This is a genomic window from Mycolicibacterium iranicum, from assembly GCF_002101705.1.
Lineage (GTDB): Bacteria > Actinomycetota > Actinomycetes > Mycobacteriales > Mycobacteriaceae > Mycobacterium > Mycobacterium iranicum.
Map to the genome: position 1 here is coordinate 192273 of NZ_LQPC01000047.1, position 23666 is coordinate 215938.

Genomic DNA, 23666 nt, shown 5'->3' on the forward strand with positions numbered 1-23666 from the left:
TCAACGCTGGCTCGCGCGCTGACTCGGTCGCGTGTATGCACGACGGGAGGCCGACGATGACGGTCCCGACGCAGACCCCAGCTCACGTCCTGACGCGCGCCCGCGCACTGCTCGCTGCCGGGCACCCCGGGCCGTCGCAGGCCATCTCGGTGCTGGCCACCGTGCTGGCGGCGCAAGCGGCGCCCGACGGTATCGGGCCGGCCCTCACCGGGCCCGCGATGCTGGCAGGCCAGCTGTCGATCGGCTGGTCGAACGATGCCGTGGACGCCGCCCGCGACGCGGCGGCCGGCCGGACCGACAAACCCGTCGCCGCGGGCGTCATCGGCGTGCGGCCGGTCTGGATCGCGGCGTACGCGGCGCTGCTGGCCGCGCTGGCGATGGCGCTGGCCATCAGCCCGCTGACCGCCCTCATCCTGACTGTCATCGTCGGCGCGGCCTGGGCGTACAACCTCGGCCTGAAGTCGACACCTGCCTCGGGACTGATGTACATCCTCGGGTTCGGCCCCATTCCCGCCTACGCGGCGAGCACGCTGCCGGGGCAGCCGCTGCCGACCTGGTATGCCACCGCCGCCGCGGCACTGCTCGGGCTGGGCGGCCACTTCGCCAATGTGCTGCCGGATCTGACGGCCGACCGCGCGACCGGGGTGGCCGGCCTGCCGCAACGCCTCGGCGCGCGGTGGGGCGCGGGCGCCGTTCGGGGCGCAGCCCTTGTCCTGCTGCTCTCGGCGTCCGTACTGCTGCTCGTGGCTTCCCGGTTCCACTGGATCGCGGTGGCGGGGATGGCCGTCGCCTGCGTGTTCGCGGTGATGGGCGCAGTGGGCACCGGCAAGGTCCCGTTCGCGGCGGCATTCGGCATCGCTGCCGTCGACGTCGTTCTGCTGGTGGTCCTCGGGTATGTGGGCGGAGGCGGTTATGCGCAGATCTGAGAGCCGCATTCTGGCCGTGCGGTCGGCATTCCCGGCCCACCGCTACTCGCAGGCTGCGCTCACGGCGAAGGTAGCCGAGCTCTGCGGTCTCGGCCCGCAGGAGCGCGTGTTGCTCGAGCAGTTGCACGCCAAGGCCGGGGTCGATCACCGCCACACCGTGCTGCTGTTAAGCGAGTACGAGGGGCTGCGCTCGATCGAGCTGGCCAACGACCGCTATGTCGAGAAGGCGACCGATCTCGCAGAGAGCGCACTGCGCGGCGCCCTCGACGCCGCGGGCCTGGTCGGACGGGATCTGGATCTGCTCATCGTCACCTCGGTCACCGGGGTCGCGGTGCCGTCGCTGGATGCGCGGCTGATACCCCGGCTCGGGCTGCGGCCCGACATCAAGCGGCTCCCGATCTTCGGGCTGGGCTGCGTGGCTGGTGCCGCCGGCCTGGCCAGGTTGCACGATTACCTGCTGGCGTGGCCGGATCACCGCGCCGCTCTGCTGGCGGTCGAGCTCTGCTCGCTGAGCTGGCCGATGGCCGATGTCACGACGGCCGATCTCGTCGTCACGGGTCTGTTCGGTGACGGTGGCGCGGCCCTGGTGGCCGCCGGTGAGCGGGTCGGCGATGGCATCCGGGTGATCGCCACGCGCAGCGAGGTGTATCCCGACAGCGGCGATACCCTGGGGTGGCGGCTGGGCGCGGAAGGTTTCCGCATCGTGCTGACCGCCGAACTGGCCGACGTGGTCGAGCGGCGGCTCGCCGGCAGCGTCACCTCGTTTCTGGCCGAACACCAGCTGACCGTCGACGAGATCGACCTCTGGGTGTGCCACCCGGGCGGCCCGAAGGTCGTCGACGCCGTCCAGAACAGCCTCAAGCTTCCCGACACCGCCGTGGAGCGGAGTCGACGTTCGCTCGCCGAGGTCGGCAACCTGTCCTCGGCCTCGGTGCTGCACATCCTGGAAAAGACGATCGACGGCGCGCCACCGCCGGGGTCGACGGGTCTGATGATCGGCCTGGGGCCCGGCGTCAGCGTCGAGCTGGTGTTGCTGCGGTGGTGATCACCGCTCAGATGCTTTGAGAGTCAACAACATCCGAGTGTTACCGAGGATGTTCGGCTTGACGTAGGACAGGTCGAGGAACTCGGCCACACCCGTGTCGTAGGAGCGGCACATCTCCTCGTAGACCTCGGAGGTCACCGGGGTGCCCTCGATTTCCTGGAAGCCGTGTCGCCCGAAGAACTCCGTCTCGAAGGTGAGCACGAAGATCCGGCGCAGATGCAGTTCGGCCGCCACTTTTAGCAGCTGTTCGACGATGGCGTGGCCCACCCCCTGACCGCGGACCTTGGGATGCACCGCCACTGTGCGCACCTCGCCGAGGTCGGACCACAGCACATGCAGGGCGCCGCAGCCGATCAGCTCGCCGTCCATGTCGGCCACCCAGAACTCCTGCACGGACTCATACAGCGTCACCAGGTTCTTCTCCAGCAGGATCTTGCCCGCATAGATGTCGACGAGCTCCTTGATGGCCGCCACGTCGGAAGTCGTTGCCCGGCGCACCACGAGCTCGCTGGTAGGCGTGTCCGGATCTGCGCTCATGCTCCGAAGGGTATCCACATCGGCAACCAGTATTCTGTGGCGGTGCCGGGCCAACCACATGTAGACCCAGTGGTTCCACGCGCCCGCGTGGCCAACCTCGCAAATGTGCTCACCGGCATACGTTTCGTGTTGGTCCCAGTGTTCCTGGTGTTCTTGTTCGTCGGTGATGGGCACGAAACATATTGGCGGGTAGCTGCATTCGCTGTATTCGCAGTCGCCGTCATCACCGACCATCTCGACGGTGCCCTGGCCCGCAGTTACGGCATGGTGACCGAGTTCGGCACTCTCGCCGATCCGATCGCCGACAAGGCTCTGATCGGCGCGGCGCTCATCGGACTCTCGATGCTGGGCGACCTGCCGTGGTGGGTGACCGTCGTCATCCTCGTCCGCGAACTCGGAGTGACCGTGCTGCGTCTGGCGGTGTTGCGCCACGGCGTCATCCCCGCCAGCCGGGGCGGCAAGCTCAAGACACTTGTGCAGGCCGTCGCCATCGGGCTGTTCGTCCTCCCGCTGTCGGGCGCGTGGTTGACCGGAGCCTGGGTGATCATGCTCGCCGCGGTCGTGCTGACGGTGATCACCGGAATCGACTACTTCGTCTCTGCGTTCAGGGATTCACGTGGACGACCCGCTGATCGATGACGAGGCCCGCTCGCTCGTCGCGGATCTGACCGTCCGCAACCAGACCGTCGCGACCGCGGAATCGCTGACCGCGGGGCTGCTCGCAGCGACGCTGGCCGGCGTACCGGGAGCCAGCGCGGTGCTGCAAGGGGGATTGATCACCTACACCGTCGAGACCAAAGCCGAACTGGCGGGCGTGGCACCCGAACTTCTCGCGGAGTTCGGCCCCGTCGCCGAGCCCACTGCTCGGGCGCTGGCCGTGGGTGCGATGCACCGATGCGGCGCCAGCTGGGGTGTCGGCCTCACCGGTGTGGCGGGCCCGGAACCCCACGGCGGTCACGCGGTGGGCACGGTGTTCCTGGGCCTGGCCGGTCCCGGCGGCGCAGAGGTCGTCGAGCTGGCTCTGCCGGGCAGTCGCTGGGATATCCGGCTCGGTGCCGTCCATGCCGCGGTGCACCGGCTGCGCCGGCTCGTCGAGCAGCAATGAGGACTCCTCGGAATTTCGGCGCACGGTCGGGAACCATCTCGGCGACATCGAGCGTTGGTCTGATTAGTCGAGACAAGGAGGACGTGCGATGACGGCATTGCTGCGCGAGGTGATCGGCGACGTGCTGCGTCGCGCCCGAGTCGAGCAGGGACGCACACTGCGGGAGGTGTCCGATTCGGCAAGGGTGAGCCTGGGCTACCTGTCGGAGGTCGAGCGCGGCCGCAAAGAGGCCTCCAGCGAGCTGCTCAGCGCGATCTGCTCCGCGCTGGACGTCCCGTTGTCGCGGGTGCTGTCCGCGGCCGGGGACGACCTCGCCCGCGAGGAATCCCGCGCAGCTGCCCGGACCGCGAACATCGACGTCACGACCAAGGTCGTCATCCCGCAGGTCGTGTCCATGGCGGTGGCCTGACAGGTTCGCCGTGCAGGGGTGTGGTGATCTGCGCGGAACCGATAAGTTGGGTCCAAGCACGTGCCGGTAAGCCACCGGGCTCGATCAGGACATGGTTCGACAGACACGAAGGCGGAATGAAGTCATGGCCAATCCGTTCACCAAGGCGTGGAAGTACCTCATGGCGCTGTTCAGCTCCAAGGTCGACGAGTACGCCGACCCGAAGGTGCAGATCCAGCAGGCGATCGAGGAGGCCCAGCGTCAGCATCAAGCGCTGACCCAGCAGGCCGCACAGGTGATCGGCAACCAGCGTCAGCTGGAGATGCGGCTCAACCGCCAGCTCGCCGACATCGAGAAGCTGCAGGTCAACGTCCGTCAAGCTCTCACCCTGGCTGACCAGGCCGTGGCCGCCGGTGACACCGCCAAGGCCACCGAGTACAACAATGCCGCCGAGGCGTTCGCCGCGCAGCTCGTCACCGCCGAGCAGAGCGTCGAAGACCTCAAGGGTCTGCACGATCAGGCGCTGCAGGCCGCCGGTCAGGCCAAGAAGGCCGTCGAGCAGAACGCGATGATGCTGCAGCAGAAGATCGCCGAGCGCACCAAGCTGCTCTCGCAGCTGGAGCAGGCGAAGATGCAGGAGCAGGTCAGCGCCTCTCTGCGGTCGATGAGCGAGCTGGCAGCGCCGGGCAATACGCCCAGCCTCGACGAGGTGCGCGACAAGATCGAGCGCCGCTACGCCAATGCGATCGGTTCCGCGGAGCTGGCGCAGAACTCGGTTCAGGGCCGGATGCTCGAAGTTCAGCAGGCCAGCGTGCAAATGGCGGGACATTCCCGTCTCGAACAGATCCGGGCCTCGATGCGCGGCGAGCAGCTGCCCGCCGGCGGACCCGCTGCCGCCACACCCAACCAGGCCCCGGCCACTCCGGCCGCAAATACCAACCCGACACCGGAAAACCCGCTGTCGCAATAACTTACGGGAGTTGATCGTGAGTTCTCGGACCGGACGACCCGAAGCCTGGCGTTCGATGGCCCAGCGCGGCATCGACACCGCAGCGGAATGGTCGGACATGGTGGCCGAGAAACTCAACGCCGCGGCCGACCCGCGCGCCAAGCTGTTGCGCAAACGGCGCTGGGCGCTGCGGCTCGGCTGGTTCTTCACCGTGTCCGCGGTCTTCTGGGTGGGTGTGACAGCACTGCTGGCGTCGTGGAGCACTCCGGTGTGGGCGCTGTTCATCCCGTCGCCGATCGCCGTCGGCGCCGCCTTCCTGGCCACGCTGGCATTCCTGCGGTACCGCTGGCTGCGCGGAGAACCGTTGCCGCCGCAGCGGACTCACGGATTGCGCCGGCTCCCACCCTGGGGATCGGCGGCGCGCCGGCCAATGGCCGCGCTGGCGGCGTCCGAGCGCGGGTTCATCTCACTGCTGGGCATTCTCGAGCGCGGCCAGATGCTGCCCCCCGGCGAGCTCCTCGAACTGCGCGTCGCCGCCGAGCAGACCGTGGCGACCATGGCTGCCACCGCCTCGGAGGTCGTGTCGATGGAGAAGGCGGTCAAATCCTCGCCGCAGTCGCGGGCCTACCTGACGCCGACGATCGCCGCGTTCACCACGCAACTCGACCGCGGTGCCCACCAGTACAACGAGATGGTCTCCGCTGCAGCGCAACTGGTGTCCGCTGCGAATTCCGGATCGCTGTCGAGTTCGCCGATGTCACAGCGGCGCTACCGTGACCAACTCGGCATGGCCACCGACCGGCTGACGGGGTGGGCCCAGGCATTCGACGAGCTGGGTCGCCTGCGCGGCGCCTGAGACCGCCGCCGAAATTCCATCACAAAGCGCGCATTCGGTGCGTGGGCAGGTCGTTCGGCAGTCAGAACTTCGGGCGGAGCGCCGGCACCAGAATGCCGGGCAGGGCGCGCAACGGGGCCTTGACCATGAAGTCGAAGAGGTCGAAGTAGTCCCGCCACAGCGTGATCTGGCCGGCCTCGTTGAAATCGAATCGCCCGCACACCCAGAACTGCAGGCGCAGCGGCCCCAGGATGATCGCGTCGGTGCGCTCAGTGAGCACCGTGTCGCCCTGGGCGGCGACGCGGTGGAACTTCACCGCAAAACCGCCTTTGCCCTCGGCGCGGCGCAGCATGGTCAGGATTCTGGCGCGCCCGCGGATGGAGGGCAGTCCGACGTTCTGCCAGACCAGATCCGGGGCGGCGAGTTCTTCGAACGTGTCGAAGTCGTTGTCCTCGAGGGCGTAGAGGAACCTCTGGACGACGTCGGCCTTGTCGGCGATTGCTGTGGTGGCGGTGGGGAGTGCCTCGTCGGTCATATCGCCCGAGCCTAGCCACCGGCGCTGTGGCAGGGTAGCCCGCATGCGCGTTGCCGTGGTCGCCGGACCCGACCCGGGACACTCCTTTCCGGCGATCGCGCTCTGCAAGAGATTCGTGGCTGCGGGGGACGCGCCGACACTGCTCACGGGCACCAAATGGCTCGACGCCGCTCACGCGGAGGGCATCGAGGCCATCGAACTCGACGGCCTGGATCCGACCGCGTTCGACGACGACACGGACGCCGGGGCGAAGATCCATCAGCGGGCCGCGCGGATGGCCGTGCTCAATCGATCCCGGATCGGCGACCTTCGGCCCGATCTGGTGGTGTCCGATTCGATTACCGCGTGCGGCGGACTGGCAGCCGATCTGCTCGGCATCCCGTGGGTGGAGCTGAACACCCATCCTCTGTACCGGCCGTCGAAGGGCCTCCCGCCGGTGGGCAGCGGACTGGCACCCGGTCTGGGCGTCCGCGGCCGGCTGCGCGATGCGGTGCTGCGGACCTTGAGCGCGCGATCGTGGCGTGCCGGGCTGCGCCAGCGCGCCGAGGCCCGGGCCGCGATCGGGTTGCCCGCCGAGGACCCGGGGCCGGTGCGCCGGCTCATCGCCACGCTGCCCGCCCTCGAGGTGCCGCGCCCGGACTGGCCGGAGGAAGCCGTCGTGGTGGGACCGCTGCACTTCGAACCGACCACCGAGGTGCTGACGCTGCCCGACGGCGACGGTCCCGTCGTGGTGGTGGCCCCGTCCACCGCAATGACCGGTGCGGGCGGGCTCGTCGAGCTGGCGCTGAGCACGTTGGTGCCCGGCGAGGTGCTGCCCGAGGGTGCCCGCGTGGTGGTGTCGCAGCTGGACGACGCTTACGGCGATACCCCGCCGTGGGCGGTGATCGGGCTGGGGCGCCAGGACGAACTGTTGTCACGAGCTGATCTGCTCATCTGCGGCGGCGGCCACGGCACCGTCGCCAAATCGTTGCTCGCCGGCGTCCCGATGGTCGTCGTCCCCGGCGGCGGCGATCAGTGGGAGATCGCCAATCGGGTTGTGCGACAAGGCAGTGCGCAGCTGGTCAGGCCGTTGACCGCCGATGCGTTGGCCGCGTCGGTGCGAGACGTGCTCGGTTCGGCCCGCTATCGGGAGGCCGCTGTGCGGGCCGGTGCCAGCGCGGCTGGTGTGGCAGATCCGGTACGGGTGTGCCATGACGCGCTGGGCCCCTCGGCGTAGGTTGGTTTCGTGCGGCTCACGGAATTCCAGGAACTGGTCGAGGGGCAGTTCGGCGCGGTGCGCGCGTCCTCGATGCTGATGGACCATGTGCTGACCAGCATCGGCGGTCGTACCGCCGCCCAGGCCATCGAGGACGGGGTCGAGCCGCGCGACGTATGGCGGGCCCTGTGCGCGGACTTCGACGTGCCGCGCGATCAGTGGTGAGGCGTCGATGACCCGGCACACCTACGAGGTCGTCCTCACCTGGACGGGCAACCAGGGAGCCGGCACGCAGAACGCGCGATCGTATTCCCGAGATCACGTGGTCAGCGCCGACGGACATCACCCGATCGACGGTTCGTCGGATCCGGCGTTCCGCGGAGATCCAACTCGTTGGAACCCCGAGCAGCTCTACATCGCGTCGATCGCCCAATGCCACATGCTGTGGTATCTGGCCCTGGCGGCGGGCGCGGGCATCACGGTGACCGACTATCGCGACAGGCCCACCGCCGTCATGGTCGAAGAGCGTGGCGGCGCAGGGCAATTCGAAAGCGTCACCTTGAATCCCGTGGTGACCGTCGCCCCCGGATCCGACGAGGAACTCGCGGAGCGCCTGCACCATCGGGTCGGCGACTACTGCTTCATCGCGCGGTCGGTGAAGACGCCCATCCACCACCACGTCACGATCAGGACCGCACCCGCCGCTCCGTGACCCGCTGGAGGAACTCCAACTGGTCGGCCTTGGCCTGCGGGTCGTGGTAGATGTCGAAATGGCCGCACGGATAGTGGCGGATCTCGCCGCGCGGGGCGCGCCGCGCCGCGGCGACGGTGGGACCGGGCGGGGTGACGGTGTCGTGGTCGCAGACGCAGAACAGCACCGGCATCTGCAGGCGGGCGGCCTTGCGACCCTGCCGGTTGAACGGAAACGTCAACATCAGTCGGGCTGCGAACTCGTTGCGCCACAAAGACTCCGGGCTGATAACCGCCCGGAGTCCGGCCTCGGCGTCCGGTGAGGTCATTGCGGCGACGGTGCCGGGAGCCCCGACAGCGGGCAGGGTCAGCGGTGGACGTCCACGCCAGGCGCCGATCTGGTCGCGGATTGCGGCCAGGATGATCCGCCGGACCGTCGTCGGCGGCACCTGGAGTACCGAGGCGAGGGCATCGGTCATCGGCGCCTGGGCGATCACCGCCGCGAGCCGGGGATCTTCGGCGGCGACGGCGAGGACAGTGCCGCCACTGAACGACGTTCCCCACGCGACGATCCGGTCGGCGTCGACGCCCTCAAGGCGGCGAGCCCAGGCGATGACCGTCCGATAGTCCTGGCGCTGCCTGCCGATGTGCAGCAGCTGGCGGGGTGTGCCGGTCGAGGCGCCGAAATGACGGTAGTCGAACACGACCACGGCGAAACCGGCGTCTCGGAAGACCTCGGCGTAACCGGGAAGCGCGTCGTCACGTGTGCCACTGAAGCCGTGCGCCATCACCACGCAGGGAACCGCACCGTCGGTGACCGCAGGTCGGTAGAGATAGGCTGCGATCTGCTCATCCTGCGCGGAAATCCGGATGTCGTCTCGCATCGTCATGGTCGAAACACTAGTCGTCGGCGTGTCCGCTTGAATCGAACACCTGTTCGTCTACTGTGGGTGAAGTTCGACCGAGTCATCGGAAACAGGACTTGTCGGTGGCCTCGCCTAGCGTCACGGCTAACCGACCGAGAACCGGTCAACAACGACTACCGGAGAGGTATCACCATGGCACCGCAAGCCCCCGATCGCGAGAAGGCCCTGGAGCTCGCGCTCGCACAGATCGACAAGAACTTCGGCAAGGGCTCGGTCATGAGGCTGGGCGAGGATGTGCGCCCACCGATCTCGGTCATCCCGACCGGTTCGATCGCGCTCGATGTCGCACTCGGCATCGGCGGGCTGCCCCGTGGCCGCGTCATCGAGATCTACGGTCCGGAATCCTCCGGTAAGACCACCGTTGCGCTGCACGCCGTCGCCAATGCCCAGGCCGCGGGCGGTATCGCCGCCTTCATCGACGCCGAGCACGCGCTGGACCCCGACTACGCCAAGAAGCTCGGCGTGGACACCGATGCACTGCTGGTCTCCCAGCCCGACACCGGCGAGCAGGCGCTTGAGATCGCCGACATGCTGATCCGGTCCGGCGCACTGGACATCCTGGTCATCGACTCGGTCGCGGCTCTGGTGCCGCGCGCCGAAATCGAGGGCGAGATGGGGGACAGTCACGTCGGCCTGCAGGCTCGCCTGATGAGCCAGGCGCTGCGGAAGATGACCGGCGCGCTGAACAACTCGGGTACCACCGCCATCTTCATCAACCAGCTCCGCGAGAAGATCGGTGTGATGTTCGGGTCGCCCGAGACCACCACGGGCGGTAAGGCGCTGAAGTTCTATGCGTCGGTCCGCATGGATGTCCGCCGTATCGAGACCCTCAAGGACGGCACCGACGCGGTCGGCAACCGCACCAGGGTCAAGGTCGTCAAGAACAAGGTGTCGCCGCCGTTCAAGCAGGCCGAATTCGACATCCTCTACGGCAAGGGCATCAGCAGGGAGGGCTCGCTCATCGACATGGGTGTCGAGCACGGCTTCATCCGCAAGTCCGGATCCTGGTTCACCTACGACGGTGAGCAGCTGGGTCAGGGCAAGGAGAACGCGCGAAACTTCCTGCTGGAGAACGTCGATGTGGCCAACGAGATCGAGAAGAAGATCAAAGAGAAGCTCGGTATCGGGGCCCAGTTGACCGATGACGCAGCCGATGGCGCTCTTCCCGCTCCCGTCGACTTCTGATCCCGGCGGAGCCCCGGGTCACACCGAGGACTCCGGCAAGCGCGCCGAGCAGGCGCGGGCCCTGTGCCTGCGCCTGCTCACCGCGCGGGCCCGGACGAGGGCCGAGCTCGAGGCGCAGTTGGCCAAGCGGGGATATCCCGACGAGGTCAGTGTGGCTGTCCTCGACCGGCTGGCTCAGGTCGGTCTCGTCGACGACGAGGACTTCGCCGAACAGTGGGTTCGTTCCAGGCGTCAGAATGCCGGAAAAGGCAAGCGCGCGTTGGCTGCCGAGCTGCGCAACAAGGGCGTGGACAACGAGGTCATCGACTCAGCGCTGGCCGGCATCGACGCCGGTGCCGAACGCACCCGCGCCGAGCAGTTGGTCCGCGACAAACTACGCCGCGAGAAGCTCGGAGATCCCGGCGACCGGGATGCGGAGAACAAGGTGGTGCGCAGGCTGGTCGGCATGCTGGCCCGCCGCGGCTATCACCAGACCATGGCATTGGATGTCGTCACCGCGGAACTGGCCAACGAGCGGGAACGACGCCGGGTTTAGGCACTTCGCCATGGCGGCGCGCTGAGGTCGGCCATCAAGCTGCGGGTGATGGTGCGGCGTATCACGATCAGCACCGCCGTCACCGCGATCGCCGCCCACGACGAATCGACGCTCAACCGCAACAGCCCGGCCGCCGTGAGCAACTCGAGCGTCACCCGCAGCGCGAGCAGCGGCTGACGGAACACGACCAGCGCCGCGATCCCCAGCAGGATCCCGGAGGCCGCGAAACACCATGCCGCGCCGAGGACGACGTTCACGGAGCCGGTGGGGGATCGGCAGGCCTCTGCGGACCGGATGCATTCTTCAGCATCTCGATTTCCGCCTGCTCCTGCGCGATCTCGCGATTGAGGAAGTAGTTCAAGATGGTGCGGATCGCCGCGATGGCCGCCAGCTTGCCGATCTCCTCAAAGGATGGCGAGATGGCCGTGCGTAACACGTCGGCGGCGAGCTGGAACTCCAGCCCCAGCACGAGAAAACGGGCCAACGTCAGCCGCACGGACGAGAACTGATTGATGTTGCGCCGCCCCAGCGCGACGACAAACTTCGCGATGGCCACAACCGCCCCGATCATGATGACCACGGCGCCGCACGCTTCGATGAGGCGGACCATCAGGTCGACCGCCTCGCGCAGCGTCGACTCGGGCAGGACCTCGAAAGCGTTCAGGCTGGCGGTCATCGCAAGACGTCAGACGCCGCGGCTGCGTTCACCCTGCAGGTCGAGCGGCTCGGCCTCCATGGGCGCCGGCCCCCTGCTCGAACGTCGCAGCCGTTTCTCCAGTCGGGTGGCAAACCACGACAGTGTGAAGTTCAGCGCGATCATCAGCGCCGCGATGACGATCAGGGCCGGAATGTAGTTGCCGTACGCCGAACCGATCACCGTGCCCTGGCGCACCATCTCCACGAACGTGATCTGGTACCCGAGCGCGGTGTCCTTCAAGACGACGACGAGCTGAGAGATGAGCACCGGCAGCATCGACGTGATGGCTTGCGGCAGCAGGATCGACCGCATCGTCTGGCCCCAGGTCAGCCCGAGTGCAGACGAGGCCTCCGCCTGGCCGCGCGGCAGCGCGTGCACGCCCGCGCGCACGATCTCGGCGATGACGGCGCCGTTGTACAGCGTGAGGCCGGTGATCACGCCGGCGAGGGCGAGGTATTGCGACGGGAACACCTCGTAGAAGGCGTACAAGAAGTAGGCGAAGATCATCATGATCAGCACGGGTACCGCGCGGAAGAATTCGACGAACACCGAAGACACCCAACGGATTCCGGTGTGAGTCGACAACCGGCCCACGCCCATCACGAATCCCAGCGCCAGTGCGAGAACGATGGAGACCGCAGCGGCCGTCAGTGTGCCCTCGATACCGGGCCACACGTAGGTGCGCCACAGGTCGCCGGTGAGGAACGGTCGCCACTTCTCAGCGGTGAGCTGATCCCGCTCGACCAGGCGGGCGAGCACCACGGCGATGACGACCATGAAACCGAGGATCGCGATGCCGGTGATGATCCGGTTACGAACCCGGGCCCGCGGACCCGGGGCGTCGAACAGGACGGAAGAGCCGGTCACCTGGCGACCGCCATCCGCTTGCCCAGCCACCCGAACAGCAGTCCCAGCGGCAGGGTGAGGACCACGAATCCGAGGGCGAAGATGCCGCCGACCACGAGCACCGCCGCGGTGTTCTCGATCATCTCCTTCATCAGCAGCGCCGCCTCGGCGACGCCGATCGCCGACGCGATGGTCGTGTTTTTGGTCAGCGCGATCAGCACAGAGCCCAGCGGAATGATCACTGCGCGAAACGCCTGCGGCAACAACACGATCCGCAGGTTCTGGCCGAACGTGAGCCCCAGTGAACGAGCTGCTTCAGCCTGGCCCAGCGGGATGGTGTTCACCCCGGATCGCACCGTCTCGCACACGAACGAGGCGGTGTAGACCGTCAGGCCGAGGACCGCGAGCCGGAAACCGCTATCGGCGATGAACGTCGGCGACTGCCGGTTGGCGAGCGTGAGTCCCAGCGTCTGCGCCAACCCGAACGAACAGAACAGAATGATCAACGTCAGCGGGGTGTTGCGCACGATGTTGACGTACGCAGCACCCAGCCAGTTGAGCACCGGCACCGGTGCCAGCCGCATCGCGGCCAGCACCGTGCCGAGGACGAGAGCGCCGACCGCGGAGAGCACCGTCAGCTGGATCGTCGTCCAGAACGCGGCGAAGATCTCCGCGCGATACTCGGTGAAAACCTCCACGTGCGGCTCCGGTCAGTACCGCGCGCTCAGTTGGCGATCGGCGGCGGTGCCGGCGCGGTGATGCCTGCAGGGCCGAGGTTCTTGTCGAACGCTTCCTTCCAGGCGCCGCTTTCTTCCATCTTCTTCAGTGCGTCGTTGATCTTGGTGCGCAGTTCGGCGTCGTCCTTCTTCAGGCCGATTCCGTAGTTCTCCTCGGAGAAGGTGTCCCCGACGATCTTGAACGTGCCGGGGGTCTGTGCCGCATACCCAGCGAGGATGACCTCGTCGGTGGTCACGGCGTCGACGGCGCCGTTCTTGAGCGCGTCGATGCAGGCCGAATAGGTGTCGTACTGCTGAAGCTGAACGCTCGGAAACTCATCCTTGATCTTCTGCGCCGGCGTCGAACCCGACACCGAGCACAGGATCTTGTTGTTCGCGAGCGAGTCCTTGCCCGTGATGTCGGTGTTGTCTTCGCGGACGAGCAGACTCTGGCCGGTGATCAGGTACGGACCGGCGAAGGACACCTTCTCCTTGCGGGCATCGGTGATCGAGTACGTCGCCGCGATGAATTCGACCTGGCCGTTCTGGATCAGGTTCTCGCGCTGCGCCGACGGCGCTTCCTTCCATTCGATCTTGTCGGGCGCATACCCGAGTTCGCCCGCGACATAGGTCGCGACGTCGACGTCGAAGCCGCTCATCGTGCCATCGGGGTTCTTCATCCCCAGACCGGGCTGGTCGAACTTGGTGCCGATGACGATGGTGTCGCCGCCGCCACCACCACCTCCGCTGTCGCCGCCACCGCATGCGGTCGCGGCGAGCGGCAGGGCCGCTGCCAGAGCGAGCGCACCGAGGACGCGCTTGGAGAGGAACTTCGGGGACATGACGGGGTTTCCTTTCGCCGGGGCTCCGGTGGGATTCAGTGATGGAGGATCTTGCCCAGAAAATCCTTGGCACGGTCGGTCTGGGGGTTTTCGAAGAACTGAAGGGGTTCGGCGTCCTCGACGATCGCACCGTCCGACATGAACACCACGCGGTTTGCTGCGCGCCGCGCGAACCCCATTTCGTGGGTGACCACAAGCATCGTCATACCATCGGTGGCCAATCCCGACATGACCGCGAGGACCTCGTTGATCATCTCGGGATCCAGCGCGCTGGTCGGCTCATCGAACAACATGACCTTGGGGTCCATCGCCAGCGATCGCGCGATGGCGACACGTTGTTGCTGACCGCCCGAGAGTTGGGCGGGGTATTTCTCGGCCTGGTTGGCCACTCCGACGCGCTCAAGCAAACGCATTGCCTTCTCGCGCGCTTTTTCCTTGGAGGCCTTGCGCACCTTCATCGGCGCCAGCGTGACATTTTCCAGAATTGTCTTGTGCGCGAACAGGTTGAACGACTGGAATACCATGCCGACGTCCGAACGGAGCTGGGCCAGCTTGCGGCCCTCCTCCGGCAGAACCTCGCCGTCGATCGCGATGGTGCCCGAGTCGATGGTCTCCAGTCGGTTGATCGTGCGGCACAGCGTCGACTTGCCGGAGCCTGACGGTCCCAGCACGACGACCACCTGCCCCTTGCCGACGTCGAGATTGATGTCCTTGAGGACGTGGAGGGCGCCGAAGTGCTTGTTGACCCCCTTGACCGAGATCATCGGCACATCAGGGGACTCCCTGGGGCTCTCCATGCGTGATGACCTTACCCAGGGAAGGCCCAGCGTGCCTGGAACTCCGCGATCCCTGCGTTTTCCCCCGTCGCTTCGCTCGCCCTGGGGTCGTCTTCCCCGTCGCTTCGCTCGCCCTGGTCGTTTTCCCCCGTCGCTTCGCTCGCCCTGGCCCACGATTTCGGGGCGGCACCGCCTGCTCCGTAGGATGGGGCAGTGACTTCCACGGTGACGCCGCAGACGCTCGGGCTCGCGCCCGAACGCACCGTGCGCACCTTCGAGGTCCGCACCTACGGATGCCAGATGAACGTGCACGACTCCGAGCGTCTGTCCGGGCTACTCGAAGAGGCCGGCTATCAGCGCGCGCCCGCGGGCGCCGACGCCGACATCGTGGTGTTCAACACCTGCGCGGTGCGCGAGAACGCCGATAACAAGCTCTACGGCAACCTCAGTCATCTCGCGCCGCGCAAGCAAGCCGACCCGCACATGCAGATCGCCGTCGGCGGCTGCCTGGCCCAGAAGGACCGTGACTCGGTGCTGCGCAAGGCGCCGTGGGTCGACGTGGTCTTCGGCACCCACAACATCGGGTCGCTGCCGGCTCTTCTGGACCGCGCCCGCCACAACCGCGTCGCGCAGGTCGAAATCGCCGAGGCGTTGCAGGAGTTCCCGTCGGCGCTGCCTGCCAGCCGCGAATCGTCCTACGCCGCTTGGGTTTCGATCTCCGTCGGCTGCAACAACACCTGTACGTTCTGCATCGTCCCGTCGTTGCGCGGCAAAGAGGTGGACCGGCGGCCGGCAGACGTCCTCGCCGAAGTGCAGTCGCTGGTCGACCAGGGTGTGCTGGAGATCACGCTGCTCGGCCAGAACGTGAACGCCTACGGTGTGTCCTTTGCCACGGACGAGCGGTTACGCGAGGACCCGACGGCCTGGGCCGCCGAGCCGCGTGACCGCGGCGCATTCGCCAAGTTGCTGCGCGCCTGCGGCCGCATCGACGGGCTGGAACGCGTGCGATTCACCTCGCCGCACCCCGCCGAGTTCACCGACGACGTGATCGAGGCGATGGCCGATACGCCCAACGTGTGCCCGACCCTGCACATGCCGCTGCAATCCGGTTCTGACCGCATCCTGCGCGCGATGCGGCGCTCCTACCGGGCCGACCGCTATCTGGGCATCATCGACCGCGTCCGCGCGGCCATCCCGCACGCGGCGATCACCACAGACCTGATCGTCGGCTTCCCGGGTGAGACCGAAGAGGACTTCCAGGCCACGCTCGATGTCGTCGAGGCGTCGCGCTTCGCCAGCGCGTTCACATTCCAGTACTCGAAGCGGCCGGGCACCCCGGCCGCCGATCTGGCCGATCAGATTCCCAAAGCTGTTGTATCCGAACGTTATCAGCGGTTGATCGAGCTGCAGGAACGAATCTCGCTGGAAGAGAACGCGGCTCAGGTCGGTCGCAGCGTCGAGTTGCTCGTCGCCACGGGTGAGGGACGCAAGGACGTGACCACCGCCAGGATGTCGGGCCGCGCCCGCGACGGCAGGCTGGTGCACTTCGCGCCCGGCGCGCTGCGCGACGACATCAGGCCTGGCGACGTCGTCGTCACCACCGTCACCGGCGCCGCGCCCCATCATCTGATCGCCGACGCGATCCTGACCGAGCATCGCCGCACCCGTGCCGGCGATGCGCACGCGGCAGGGCGGACACCGCGCACGGGCGTCGGGCTCGGCATGCCCGGCATCGGTGTTCCGGTGTCGGCGCCCGTGACGGCGGGGTGTTCCCGGTGAGCGCGCAGCCCGGAAACGGCTTCGAAGATTTCAAGGGCGACATCGAGGCCGCCGAACGCCGGGTGGCACGTGAGATCGATCCGGGCCCAAGGGCTTTGGTGATCGCCATCCTGGTCTTCATTCTGCTGGCAACGCTGTTCCTGCCTCACACCGGCGGTGCGCGGGGCCTCGACGTCGTGACCGGCACCGCGGCCGCAGCCGACAACGGCGTCATCCTGCCGCACCGCGTGTTCGCGATTTTCGCCGTCGTCTTCGGGGTGGGCTTCTCGATGCTGGCGCTGCTGACCCGCCGGTGGGCTGTGGCATGGGTCGCGCTTGCCGGGTCGACGGTGGCGTCATTCCTCGGGGTGCTCGCCCTATGGACCCGCCAGACCGCGCCTGATCCGTACCCAGGCCCCGGAATCGGCCTCGTCGTGGCGTGGTTCGCGGTCATCCTGCTCACCTACAACTGGGCAAGAGTGGTCGCCGCACGTACCGCTTTGCACCTTGCCGCCGAGCAGTATCGGCGCGACCAGAGCGCGGCAGGTCAGAACAAGGGCCTGCTGGAAACCTTCACCGACGACGACCCCGACAAGCCGACGTCGTAACGGCTCAGCGCTTCCGGGTGAGCGAGTCCGCCGCCGCGTCGGCCCACTGCCGCCACTGCTCGGCGCTGGCCCGCGCCTTCTCGGCGTCCTTGGTCTTGCCCGCGGCGGCCGCCTTCTCCGCCTGCCGCTCGAATTGCTCGGCGCGCTCCCGGAACTGGTCCGCACGGGCCTGGGCCTCGGGGTCGACGCCGCCGGTCGGGGCATCGCGGATCTTCTTCTCGATGGCGCGCATCCGGCGCTCCAGTTCGGCAGACCGTTCGCGGGGCACCTTTCCGATGGCGTCCCACTTGTCGCCGATGACCCGCAGTGCCGCCCTCGCGGCGTCGAGGTCGGAGGCGTCGATCCGTTCTGCCTCGGCGAGCAGGGCCTCTTTGGCGTCGAGGTTGCTCCGGAACTCGGCGTCACGTTCGGCGGTGGCCGCATTACGGGCCGAGAAGAACTTGTCCTGCGCTGCCTTGAATCGCTGCCACAAGGCGTCGTCGACGTCCTTGGACGCGCGGCCCGCGGCCTTCCACTCGGCCAGCAGTTCCCTGAACGTGCCCGAGGTGGGACCCCAATCGGTGGAGTCGCACAACGACTCGGCCCGTTGGCACAGCGCTTCCTTGGCCTGCTTGGCTCCTGCGCGCTCGCGGTCCAGTTCGGCGAAGTGCGAACCGCGGCGGCGGTTGAACGTCTCGCGGGCCGCTGAGTAGCGCTTCCACAACGCGTCGTCAACCTTGCGGTCGAGTCCGGTGATCGTCTTCCACTCGTCGAGGATCGCCCGCATCCGGTCGCCCGCCGCTTTCCACTGCGTCGCGTTGGCCGCCAGATCTTCCGCCTCCGCGGCCAGCGCTTCCTTGCGGGCGGTCTGCGCGGCGCGCAGCTCTTCGCGCTTGGCCTTCTCTTCCTGCGTGGCGGCGTCGGCGTGCTCGACGATCGCGGCGAGCCGGGCGGCCAGCGAGTCGACGTCGCCCAGGACATGGGCCTCGGGCAACGTTTCGGCCAGCGTGGACGCCGCCGACTTTATCTTGCGGGCATCGCCGGTGCCGGCGGCCAGCCTGGTCTCGAGGAGGACTACCTCGGTCTGCAGATCGTCGAAGCGGCGGCCGAAGTGGGCATAGGCGGCCTCGGCGTCGCCGGCCTGCCACGAACCGATGTTGCGCTCGCCGGACGCGGTGACCAGCCACACCGTGCCGTCGGGGTCGACTCGTCCGAACCTGTGTGGGTCGCTGACGGGCACGGTGCTGACCACAGGGGCCGCGGGCGGCGCCGACGGCCGCGGCCCCGGGCGGGGCACGGGACCGGGTTTGGGTTTGGCGGCAGCGGCAGACGGCGTCGGGCTGGGCGTGGCCGCGGCCTCGGAGCTCTGCTGCCCGGCTTCCTGGGATCCGCCCGAATCGGTGATCGTCATGTCCGTTACCTCGTGTCCTCAGCGTGGGTGTCCCCACGCACGTGCCGCGCAGCGCGGCGCCTGTAGCTATTCACGTCGTCGTAGAAGGCTATTCAAACAGGTCGACCGGCGCTGCGCCCATGCCTTGGGCACGGCGGATGCCTAGGCTCGGTCCGAAAGTGCGCGAGGAACACGTCGGAGGTGGTGATGGCCAAAGCGGATCTCGCCGCGCTGCTCGCTTTGGCCGCCGCCTTTTTCATCGCCGTCGGCGACGTCATCCACCAGCGTTCAGCCCACGACGTGACCGACGAATCGGTCGGTCACCTGGAGCTGTTTGTTCGACTCCTCAAAGACGGCAGGTGGTGGCTGGGTAGCGGGGTCGCCGCTGCCGGGTTCGTGTGCCAGGCCGCAGCGCTGGGGCTGGGGTCGGTGCTTCTGGTGCAGGCGCTACTGGTGACCTCGTTGCTGTTCGCCCTGCCGATCAACGCGAGTCTGTCGCACCGACGGGTGACCCGCTGGGAATGGATGTGGGCGGCACTGCTGGCCGGCGCGGTCGCTGTGATCGTGACGATCGGCAACCCCACAGAGGGTCACTCGCGCGCGTCGCTGGAAACGTGGATCTGGGTGGCCGTCGTCCTGGGACCTGTCCTGGCGTTGTGCCTGGTGGGTGCGAGGATCCGGTCCGGGCCCACGAGCGCGGTGCTCATGGCGGTGGTCTCCGGCGCGCTGTGGGGGTTGTTCGCTGTGCTCACCAAAGCTGTCGTGCACCGGCTCGACGTGACCAGCCTGGCCGGCGTCGTCGAGTTGGTGCGCACTCCCGAGCTGTATGCGTGGGCGGTGGTCGGGATCCTCGGCACGTCGACGCAGCAGGCCTCGTTCCGGGCAGGTGCGCTGACGGCGTCGCTGCCGACGATGACGGTCACCGAGCCGATGGTGGCCTGCGCACTCGGCGTCGTGGTCCTCGGCGAGACACTGCGACCGGGAGAGGCAGGGTGGATCACGCTGATCGCCGCGGTCGCGGTGATGGTGGTGGCGACGGCGGCACTCGCGCGCGGGGAAGCGGCCGGCAGGGATCCGGCAATCGTGTGATTAGTTGGTTGTCGTGCTGAGCGCCATAGCGATCGTCCCTTCGGCACCGGTGATGGTTCCGGAACTGGCCTCGTCGGCTGCTGCCGAAACCGAGGATCTGCGACGCTCCGCCCTAGCTGCGGCCAAGGACCTACCGGGGCGCTGGATCGCGGTCGGCGTGGGGCCGGCCGATGGCGTCTACGGGCCCGAATCGGTCGGCACGTTCGCCGGCTACGGCGTGGACGTGCGCGTGAGCCTGTCCGCGGGCGGCGCTGCGGCGCCGAGGGCTTTGCCGCTGTGCGCGCTGGTGGCCGGCTGGCTGCGCGGCCTCGCCAGGCCGCAAGCTCACGTCGAAGTGCACAGCTTTAGTGCCGACCACGACGCCGATACGGCGGTCGGGCTGGGTAGGCAACTGCGCGCACAGATCGACGCGGTGAGCGAGGACGTCGGAGTGCTGGTGGTCGCCGACGGCGCCAACACGCTGACCGCTGCGGCTCCCGGCGGCTACGACCCGGAATCGGAGCCCGCACAGGCGGCGCTCGACGACGCACTGTCGGCGGGCGACACCGCGGCGCTGGCCGCGCTGTCCGACGCTGCCGTCGGCCGCGTCGCCTATCAGGTGCTCGCTGGGCTGGTCGGGACAGGACCCCGGTCGGCGACGGAGCTCTACCGAGGCGCCCCGTACGGCGTCGGCTACTTCGTTGGCGTCTGGACGCCGTGACGGCTGTGCGCCCACTGGCCATCATCGGACCGACCGGGACCGGTAAGTCCGATCTCGCGTTGGAGGTGGCCGCCGCTCTCAGGGACGAGATCGCCGTCGAGGTCGTCAATGCCGACGCCATGCAGCTCTATCGCGGCATGGACATCGGCACCGCCAAACTCTCGGTCGCGCAGCGGCGGGAGGTGCCCCACCATCAACTCGACGTCCTCGACGTGACCGAAACCGCGACGGTCGCCCGCTACCAGGAGGCCGCGGGACGTGACGTCGAGGCCATTGCGGAGCGGGGCGCCCTGCCCGTCATCGTCGGGGGATCGATGCTCTACATCCAGTCACTGCTCGACCAGTGGTCGTTTCCGGCCACCGATCCTCGGGTGCGGGCCAAATGGGAGGAGCGCCTCGCCGAGGTGGGCGTCGCCGCGCTGCACCTTCAACTCGCCCGTGTCGACTCGGCGGCGGCCGCGTCGATCCTGCCCACCGACGGCAGGCGCATCGTGCGGGCCTTGGAGGTGGTCGAGCTCACCGGCAAACCGTTCGCGGCGTCGGCGCCGCGTATCGGTGCGCCCAGATGGAACGCAGCGATCATCGGATTGGATTGGGACACAGCAATTCTCGATGAACGCCTGCAGCGGCGCACCGACACGATGTTCGAACGCGGCTTGGTCGACGAGGTGCAAGCGCTGTTGGGCCGCGGTCTGCGCGACGGCGTCACCGCGGCCAGGGCGCTGGGCTACGCCCAGGTCCTCGCCGACCTCGATGCGGGAGGCGACGGCTCCGCGGCGCGCGAACCGACGTTCGTCGGCACCCGGCGGTACGTGCGCAGGCAGCGGTCGTGGTTCCGCCGGGATCACCGCATCACCTGGCTCGATGGCGCCGCACCGGGCAACGTCGACGAAGTCCTGCGCATCTGGCGCGACGTATCCTGACCAGGTGAAGTTCGCCAAAGGCCACGGCACGCAGAACGACTTCGTGCTGCTGCCCGACCTGGATGCCGATGTGGTGCTGACACCCGCCGCGGTCGCGGCGCTGTGCGACCGCAGGCAGGGGCTGGGCGCCGACGGCGTGCTGCGCGTGACGAAAGCCGGCGCCGCCCGCTCCGTCGGGGTGTTCGACCGGCTCCCCGAAGGCGTCGCCGAGGACGACTGGTACATGGACTACCGCAACGCTGACGGCTCGATCGCTCAGATGTGCGGCAACGGGGTGCGGGTCTTCGCCCACTACCTGCGCGCCAGCGGCCTCGAGCCGCGCGCGGAGTTCGTCGTGGGTTCTCTGGCGGGACCGCGGCCGGTGGTCCTGCACACCGTGGACGCGACCACCGCCGACGTCACCGTCGAGATGGGCAAGGCCAACCGGCTCGGAGGCGGGACCGCCATCGTGTCCGGGCGCGAATTCTCCGGGCTCGCCGTCGACGTCGGCAACCCGCACCTGGCCTGCGTCGACGCGACGCTGACCGCGGCCGACCTGGCCGCCCTTGACGTTGCGGCGCCCGTCCGTTTCGACGAGGCGCAGTTCCCCGAGGGCGTCAACGTCGAGGTGCTGACCGCTCCCGCGGACGGCGCCGTGTCGATGCGGGTGCACGAGCGTGGGGTGGGGGAGACCCGCTCGTGCGGTACCGGGACGGTCGCGGCGGCCGTGGCGGCCCTGGCACACGAGGGTGCGCAGACCGGCGCGCTGACCGTGCGAATCCCGGGCGGCGAGGTCGTCGTGAGGATCACCGATGCCAACAGCTATCTGCGTGGGCCCTCGGTACTGCTCGCGCACGGTGAACTCGCCGAGCAGTGGTGGGCGGCCCAACGGTAAAGGAACGGCCGGCTCGGCCGGTGCGAGGGAACACCCGGCGCCGCCTGCTCGTTAAACGAGGTGCATGAGAAGTGACATTCGTGCGAATCTTGATTCGCCTATGACGTACCCCGAATATCCCCAAGAGACGCCCAGCGTCGGTGAGCTCGCGCTCCAGGACCGCAGCGCGCTCCGCCGCGTGGCCGGGCTGTCGACCGAACTCACCGACATTTCCGAGGTCGAATACCGTCAGCTGCGCCTCGAACGCGTCGTGCTCGTCGGTGTGTGGACCGAAGGTTCGGCGGCCGACGCCGACGCCAGCCTGGCAGAGCTGGCCGCGCTGGCCGAAACGGCGGGCTCCGAAGTGCTGGAGGGGCTCATCCAGCGCCGTGACAAGCCGGATCCCTCCACCTACATCGGCTCCGGAAAAGCCATCGAGCTGCGCGAGATCGTCGTGGCCACCGGTGCAGACACCGTCATCTGTGACGGTGAGCTCAGCCCCGCCCAGCTCAATGCGCTGGAGAAGGTGGTGAAGGTCAAGGTCATCGATCGCACCGCGCTGATCCTCGACATCTTCGCCCAGCACGCGACCAGCCGAGAAGGCAAGGCGCAGGTGTCGCTGGCGCAAATGGAATACATGTTGCCGCGACTGCGCGGCTGGGGTGAATCGATGTCTCGGCAGGCCGGCGGCCGGGCCGGCGGTGCCGGTGGTGGCGTGGGCACCCGAGGGCCCGGCGAGACGAAGATCGAGACCGACCGCCGGCGCATTCGCGAGCGGATGTCGAAGCTGCGCCGCGAAATTCGTGACATGAAGCAGGTTCGCGACACGCAGCGCAGCCGGCGCCTTGCCAACGACGTACCGTCCGTGGCGATCGTCGGGTACACCAACGCTGGAAAGTCCAGCCTGCTGAACGCGCTGACCGGTGCGGGCGTGCTCGTTGAGAACGCTCTGTTCGCGACGTTGGAGCCGACCACGCGACGCGGCCAGCTCAGCGACGGCCGCGAGTTCGTCTTGACCGACACAGTCGGTTTCGTCAGGCACCTGCCCACTCAGCTCGTCGAGGCGTTCCGGTCGACTCTCGAAGAGGTGGTCGACGCCGAGCTGCTGTTGCACGTCGTCGACGGCTCGGATGTCAATCCGCTCGCCCAGATCAACGCGGTGCGCGCTGTCGTCAACGACGTCGTGGCCGAGACCGACGCACAGGCACCGCCGGAACTGTTGGTGGTCAACAAGATTGACGCAGCCGACGGTCTGGTGTTGGCGCAGCTGCGGCGCGCGCTGCCAGGCGCGGTGTTCGTCTCCGCGCGCACCGGCGAGGGGTTGGACCGACTGCAGGCGCGGCTCGCCGAGATGATCACACCGCGTGACACTGTGGTTGACGTCACAATTCCTTACAGCAGAGGTGATCTCGTCAATCGAGTGCACGCCGAAGGTCGTGTCGACGCGATCGAGCACATGGAGTCCGGGACCCGTGTCAAGGCGCGGGTACCCCTGGCGCTGGCGGGCAGCCTCGCCGAGTTTGCGACGTACTGAACTGCGCGAATGCGGGATCGGACCTCTTGTCCGGTACGATCGTCTCGAACCACCGGCTGTCGGTGACCAATGCAGGTCTCCGCAATCTCAACGCCGAAACCACT

29 protein-coding genes are annotated in these 23666 nt (G+C 68.0%); 19 read left to right on the forward strand and 10 right to left on the reverse strand.

Annotated elements, in window-relative coordinates:
* Positions 1-56: 56 nt before the first annotated feature.
* Together AWC12_RS22110 and AWC12_RS22115 are read left to right on the forward strand one after the other, a co-directional pair.
* A complete protein-coding gene (locus AWC12_RS22110) occupies positions 57-926 on the forward strand; it encodes a UbiA family prenyltransferase (RefSeq protein WP_085176984.1) in 870 nt (289 codons plus the stop codon).
* The gene (locus tag AWC12_RS22115; RefSeq protein ID WP_085177387.1) at positions 913-1971 is read left to right on the forward strand and encodes a type III polyketide synthase; all 1059 of its coding nucleotides are present in this window, start codon (positions 913-915) and stop codon (positions 1969-1971) included. Before AWC12_RS22110 ends, AWC12_RS22115 begins: the two co-directional genes overlap by 14 nt.
* On the opposite strand, the gene AWC12_RS22120 is transcribed toward AWC12_RS22115, so the two are convergent.
* Positions 1972-2508: an amino-acid N-acetyltransferase gene (locus AWC12_RS22120; RefSeq protein ID WP_085176986.1), complete on the reverse strand. Its 537-nt coding sequence runs from the start codon at positions 2506-2508 to the stop codon at positions 1972-1974.
* Between the two features lie 42 nt (positions 2509-2550).
* Between AWC12_RS22120 and pgsA the strand changes: the two genes are divergently transcribed.
* The 5 genes from pgsA (at position 2551) to pspM (ending at position 5806) form a co-directional block, all read left to right on the forward strand.
* On the forward strand, positions 2551-3147 hold the full coding sequence (gene pgsA / locus AWC12_RS22125; protein ID WP_024445956.1) for a CDP-diacylglycerol--glycerol-3-phosphate 3-phosphatidyltransferase: 597 nt from the start codon (positions 2551-2553) through the stop codon (positions 3145-3147).
* Positions 3125-3613 (forward strand): CinA family protein, encoded by a 489-nt coding sequence (locus AWC12_RS22130; RefSeq protein ID WP_085177389.1) that lies wholly within the window; start codon positions 3125-3127, stop codon positions 3611-3613. The genes pgsA and AWC12_RS22130 overlap by 23 nt, the downstream gene beginning before the upstream one ends.
* An 88-nt stretch (positions 3614-3701) precedes the next feature.
* Positions 3702-4022, forward strand: a complete 321-nt coding sequence (gene clgR, locus AWC12_RS22135; RefSeq protein WP_085176988.1) for a transcriptional regulator ClgR — start codon at positions 3702-3704, stop codon at positions 4020-4022.
* 124 nt (positions 4023-4146) lie between these two features.
* On the forward strand, positions 4147-4971 hold the full coding sequence (pspA, locus tag AWC12_RS22140; protein ID WP_024445953.1) for a phage shock protein PspA: 825 nt from the start codon (positions 4147-4149) through the stop codon (positions 4969-4971).
* Positions 4972-4987: 16 nt separating this feature from the next.
* Positions 4988-5806 (forward strand): phage shock envelope stress response protein PspM, encoded by an 819-nt coding sequence (pspM, locus tag AWC12_RS22145; RefSeq protein ID WP_207576466.1) that lies wholly within the window; start codon positions 4988-4990, stop codon positions 5804-5806.
* A gap of 61 nt (positions 5807-5867) precedes the next feature.
* On the opposite strand, the gene AWC12_RS22150 is transcribed toward pspM, so the two are convergent.
* Positions 5868-6320 (reverse strand): limonene-1,2-epoxide hydrolase family protein, encoded by a 453-nt coding sequence (locus tag AWC12_RS22150; RefSeq protein WP_024445951.1) that lies wholly within the window; start codon positions 6318-6320, stop codon positions 5868-5870.
* 43 nt (positions 6321-6363) lie between these two features.
* Here AWC12_RS22150 and AWC12_RS22155 point away from each other — a divergent pair, with 43 nt between their 5' ends.
* From AWC12_RS22155 to AWC12_RS22165, 3 genes are read left to right on the forward strand one after another with little or no spacing between them, the layout of a single operon-like run.
* Positions 6364-7536: a glycosyltransferase gene (locus AWC12_RS22155; RefSeq protein WP_085176990.1), complete on the forward strand. Its 1173-nt coding sequence runs from the start codon at positions 6364-6366 to the stop codon at positions 7534-7536.
* A 9-nt stretch (positions 7537-7545) separates the two neighbouring features.
* Complete coding sequence (locus AWC12_RS22160; protein ID WP_085176992.1) at positions 7546-7740, forward strand: DUF3046 domain-containing protein; 195 nt, start codon at positions 7546-7548, stop codon at positions 7738-7740.
* A gap of 7 nt (positions 7741-7747) precedes the next feature.
* A complete protein-coding gene (locus tag AWC12_RS22165; protein ID WP_085176994.1) occupies positions 7748-8227 on the forward strand; it encodes an OsmC family protein in 480 nt (159 codons plus the stop codon).
* Here the strand turns inward: AWC12_RS22165 and AWC12_RS22170 are convergent.
* Positions 8202-9095, reverse strand: a complete 894-nt coding sequence (locus AWC12_RS22170; protein WP_085176996.1) for an alpha/beta hydrolase — start codon at positions 9093-9095, stop codon at positions 8202-8204. The two genes, AWC12_RS22165 and AWC12_RS22170, sit on opposite strands and share 26 nt — an antisense overlap.
* A gap of 168 nt (positions 9096-9263) precedes the next feature.
* Here AWC12_RS22170 and recA point away from each other — a divergent pair, with 168 nt between their 5' ends.
* Both recA and recX read left to right on the forward strand, forming a co-directional pair.
* A complete protein-coding gene (recA, locus tag AWC12_RS22175) occupies positions 9264-10316 on the forward strand; it encodes a recombinase RecA (protein ID WP_024445946.1) in 1053 nt (350 codons plus the stop codon).
* Positions 10285-10851, forward strand: coding sequence for a recombination regulator RecX (gene recX, locus AWC12_RS22180; RefSeq protein WP_085176998.1), 567 nt, complete (start codon positions 10285-10287; stop codon positions 10849-10851). The genes recA and recX overlap by 32 nt, the downstream gene beginning before the upstream one ends.
* Here recX and AWC12_RS22185 read toward each other — a convergent pair.
* From AWC12_RS22185 to AWC12_RS22210, 6 genes are read right to left on the reverse strand one after another with little or no spacing between them, the layout of a single operon-like run.
* Positions 10848-11108 (reverse strand): hypothetical protein, encoded by a 261-nt coding sequence (locus AWC12_RS22185; protein ID WP_024445944.1) that lies wholly within the window; start codon positions 11106-11108, stop codon positions 10848-10850. The genes recX and AWC12_RS22185 overlap by 4 nt on opposite strands.
* Positions 11105-11527, reverse strand: a complete 423-nt coding sequence (locus AWC12_RS22190; protein ID WP_024445943.1) for a DUF1622 domain-containing protein — start codon at positions 11525-11527, stop codon at positions 11105-11107. The genes AWC12_RS22185 and AWC12_RS22190 overlap by 4 nt, the downstream gene beginning before the upstream one ends.
* 9 nt (positions 11528-11536) lie before the next feature.
* Positions 11537-12415, reverse strand: a complete 879-nt coding sequence (locus tag AWC12_RS22195) for an amino acid ABC transporter permease (RefSeq protein WP_024445942.1) — start codon at positions 12413-12415, stop codon at positions 11537-11539.
* A complete protein-coding gene (locus AWC12_RS22200) occupies positions 12412-13092 on the reverse strand; it encodes an amino acid ABC transporter permease (protein WP_085176999.1) in 681 nt (226 codons plus the stop codon). Before AWC12_RS22200 ends, AWC12_RS22195 begins: the two co-directional genes overlap by 4 nt.
* Before the next feature lie 26 nt (positions 13093-13118).
* Entirely contained in the window at positions 13119-13952 is an 834-nt protein-coding gene (locus AWC12_RS22205) for a glutamate ABC transporter substrate-binding protein (protein WP_024445940.1), read from the reverse strand.
* A 35-nt stretch (positions 13953-13987) separates the two neighbouring features.
* Positions 13988-14716 (reverse strand): amino acid ABC transporter ATP-binding protein, encoded by a 729-nt coding sequence (locus AWC12_RS22210; protein WP_110808728.1) that lies wholly within the window; start codon positions 14714-14716, stop codon positions 13988-13990.
* Positions 14717-14941: 225 nt separating this feature from the next.
* On the opposite strand from AWC12_RS22210, the gene miaB reads away from it, so the two are divergent.
* Positions 14942-16507, forward strand: a complete 1566-nt coding sequence (gene miaB, locus AWC12_RS22215) for a tRNA (N6-isopentenyl adenosine(37)-C2)-methylthiotransferase MiaB (protein ID WP_085177000.1) — start codon at positions 14942-14944, stop codon at positions 16505-16507.
* The gene (locus AWC12_RS22220; protein WP_036464838.1) at positions 16504-17094 is read left to right on the forward strand and encodes an Rv2732c family membrane protein; all 591 of its coding nucleotides are present in this window, start codon (positions 16504-16506) and stop codon (positions 17092-17094) included. The genes miaB and AWC12_RS22220 overlap by 4 nt, the downstream gene beginning before the upstream one ends.
* Positions 17095-17098: 4 nt before the next feature.
* On the opposite strand, the gene AWC12_RS22225 is transcribed toward AWC12_RS22220, so the two are convergent.
* Positions 17099-18484 carry a DUF349 domain-containing protein gene (locus tag AWC12_RS22225; RefSeq protein WP_085177002.1) on the reverse strand — a complete coding sequence of 462 codons (1386 nt, stop codon included), beginning with the start codon at positions 18482-18484 and terminating at the stop codon, positions 17099-17101.
* A gap of 186 nt (positions 18485-18670) precedes the next feature.
* Between AWC12_RS22225 and AWC12_RS22230 the strand changes: the two genes are divergently transcribed.
* The 5 genes from AWC12_RS22230 to hflX all read left to right on the forward strand — a co-directional run bounded on the left by AWC12_RS22230 (position 18671) and on the right by hflX (position 23562).
* Positions 18671-19552 (forward strand): DMT family transporter, encoded by an 882-nt coding sequence (locus AWC12_RS22230; RefSeq protein ID WP_024445935.1) that lies wholly within the window; start codon positions 18671-18673, stop codon positions 19550-19552.
* A gap of 13 nt (positions 19553-19565) precedes the next feature.
* Entirely contained in the window at positions 19566-20252 is a 687-nt protein-coding gene (locus tag AWC12_RS22235) for a class III extradiol ring-cleavage dioxygenase family protein (RefSeq protein ID WP_085177004.1), read from the forward strand.
* Positions 20253-20257: 5 nt separating this feature from the next.
* The gene (gene miaA / locus AWC12_RS22240) at positions 20258-21175 is read left to right on the forward strand and encodes a tRNA (adenosine(37)-N6)-dimethylallyltransferase MiaA (RefSeq protein ID WP_024445933.1); all 918 of its coding nucleotides are present in this window, start codon (positions 20258-20260) and stop codon (positions 21173-21175) included.
* Positions 21176-21179: 4 nt separating this feature from the next.
* Positions 21180-22049, forward strand: coding sequence for a diaminopimelate epimerase (gene dapF, locus AWC12_RS22245; RefSeq protein WP_085177006.1), 870 nt, complete (start codon positions 21180-21182; stop codon positions 22047-22049).
* 100 nt (positions 22050-22149) lie between these two features.
* On the forward strand, positions 22150-23562 hold the full coding sequence (hflX, locus tag AWC12_RS22250) for a GTPase HflX (RefSeq protein WP_024445931.1): 1413 nt from the start codon (positions 22150-22152) through the stop codon (positions 23560-23562).
* Positions 23563-23666: the final 104 nt, after the last annotated feature.

What these genes read in the sequence shown, in the direction of transcription:
- AWC12_RS22110 (WP_085176984.1), top strand. Translation starts at nt 57, where the DNA reads ATGACGGTCCCGACGCAGACCCCAGCTCACGTCCTGACGCGCGCCCGC.
- AWC12_RS22115 (WP_085177387.1), top strand. Translation starts at nt 913, where the DNA reads ATGCGCAGATCTGAGAGCCGCATTCTGGCCGTGCGGTCGGCATTCCCG.
- AWC12_RS22120 (WP_085176986.1), bottom strand. Translation starts at nt 2,508, where the DNA reads ATGAGCGCAGATCCGGACACGCCTACCAGCGAGCTCGTGGTGCGCCGG.
- clgR (WP_085176988.1), top strand. Translation starts at nt 3,702, where the DNA reads ATGACGGCATTGCTGCGCGAGGTGATCGGCGACGTGCTGCGTCGCGCC.
- pspA (WP_024445953.1), top strand. Translation starts at nt 4,147, where the DNA reads ATGGCCAATCCGTTCACCAAGGCGTGGAAGTACCTCATGGCGCTGTTC.
- AWC12_RS22150 (WP_024445951.1), bottom strand. Translation starts at nt 6,320, where the DNA reads ATGACCGACGAGGCACTCCCCACCGCCACCACAGCAATCGCCGACAAG.
- AWC12_RS22155 (WP_085176990.1), top strand. Translation starts at nt 6,364, where the DNA reads ATGCGCGTTGCCGTGGTCGCCGGACCCGACCCGGGACACTCCTTTCCG.
- AWC12_RS22165 (WP_085176994.1), top strand. Translation starts at nt 7,748, where the DNA reads ATGACCCGGCACACCTACGAGGTCGTCCTCACCTGGACGGGCAACCAG.
- AWC12_RS22170 (WP_085176996.1), bottom strand. Translation starts at nt 9,095, where the DNA reads ATGACGATGCGAGACGACATCCGGATTTCCGCGCAGGATGAGCAGATC.
- recA (WP_024445946.1), top strand. Translation starts at nt 9,264, where the DNA reads ATGGCACCGCAAGCCCCCGATCGCGAGAAGGCCCTGGAGCTCGCGCTC.
- recX (WP_085176998.1), top strand. Translation starts at nt 10,285, where the DNA reads ATGGCGCTCTTCCCGCTCCCGTCGACTTCTGATCCCGGCGGAGCCCCG.
- AWC12_RS22190 (WP_024445943.1), bottom strand. Translation starts at nt 11,527, where the DNA reads ATGACCGCCAGCCTGAACGCTTTCGAGGTCCTGCCCGAGTCGACGCTG.
- AWC12_RS22205 (WP_024445940.1), bottom strand. Translation starts at nt 13,952, where the DNA reads ATGTCCCCGAAGTTCCTCTCCAAGCGCGTCCTCGGTGCGCTCGCTCTG.
- AWC12_RS22210 (WP_110808728.1), bottom strand. Translation starts at nt 14,716, where the DNA reads ATGATCTCGGTCAAGGGGGTCAACAAGCACTTCGGCGCCCTCCACGTC.
- AWC12_RS22225 (WP_085177002.1), bottom strand. Translation starts at nt 18,484, where the DNA reads ATGACGATCACCGATTCGGGCGGATCCCAGGAAGCCGGGCAGCAGAGC.
- AWC12_RS22230 (WP_024445935.1), top strand. Translation starts at nt 18,671, where the DNA reads ATGGCCAAAGCGGATCTCGCCGCGCTGCTCGCTTTGGCCGCCGCCTTT.
- hflX (WP_024445931.1), top strand. Translation starts at nt 22,150, where the DNA reads ATGACGTACCCCGAATATCCCCAAGAGACGCCCAGCGTCGGTGAGCTC.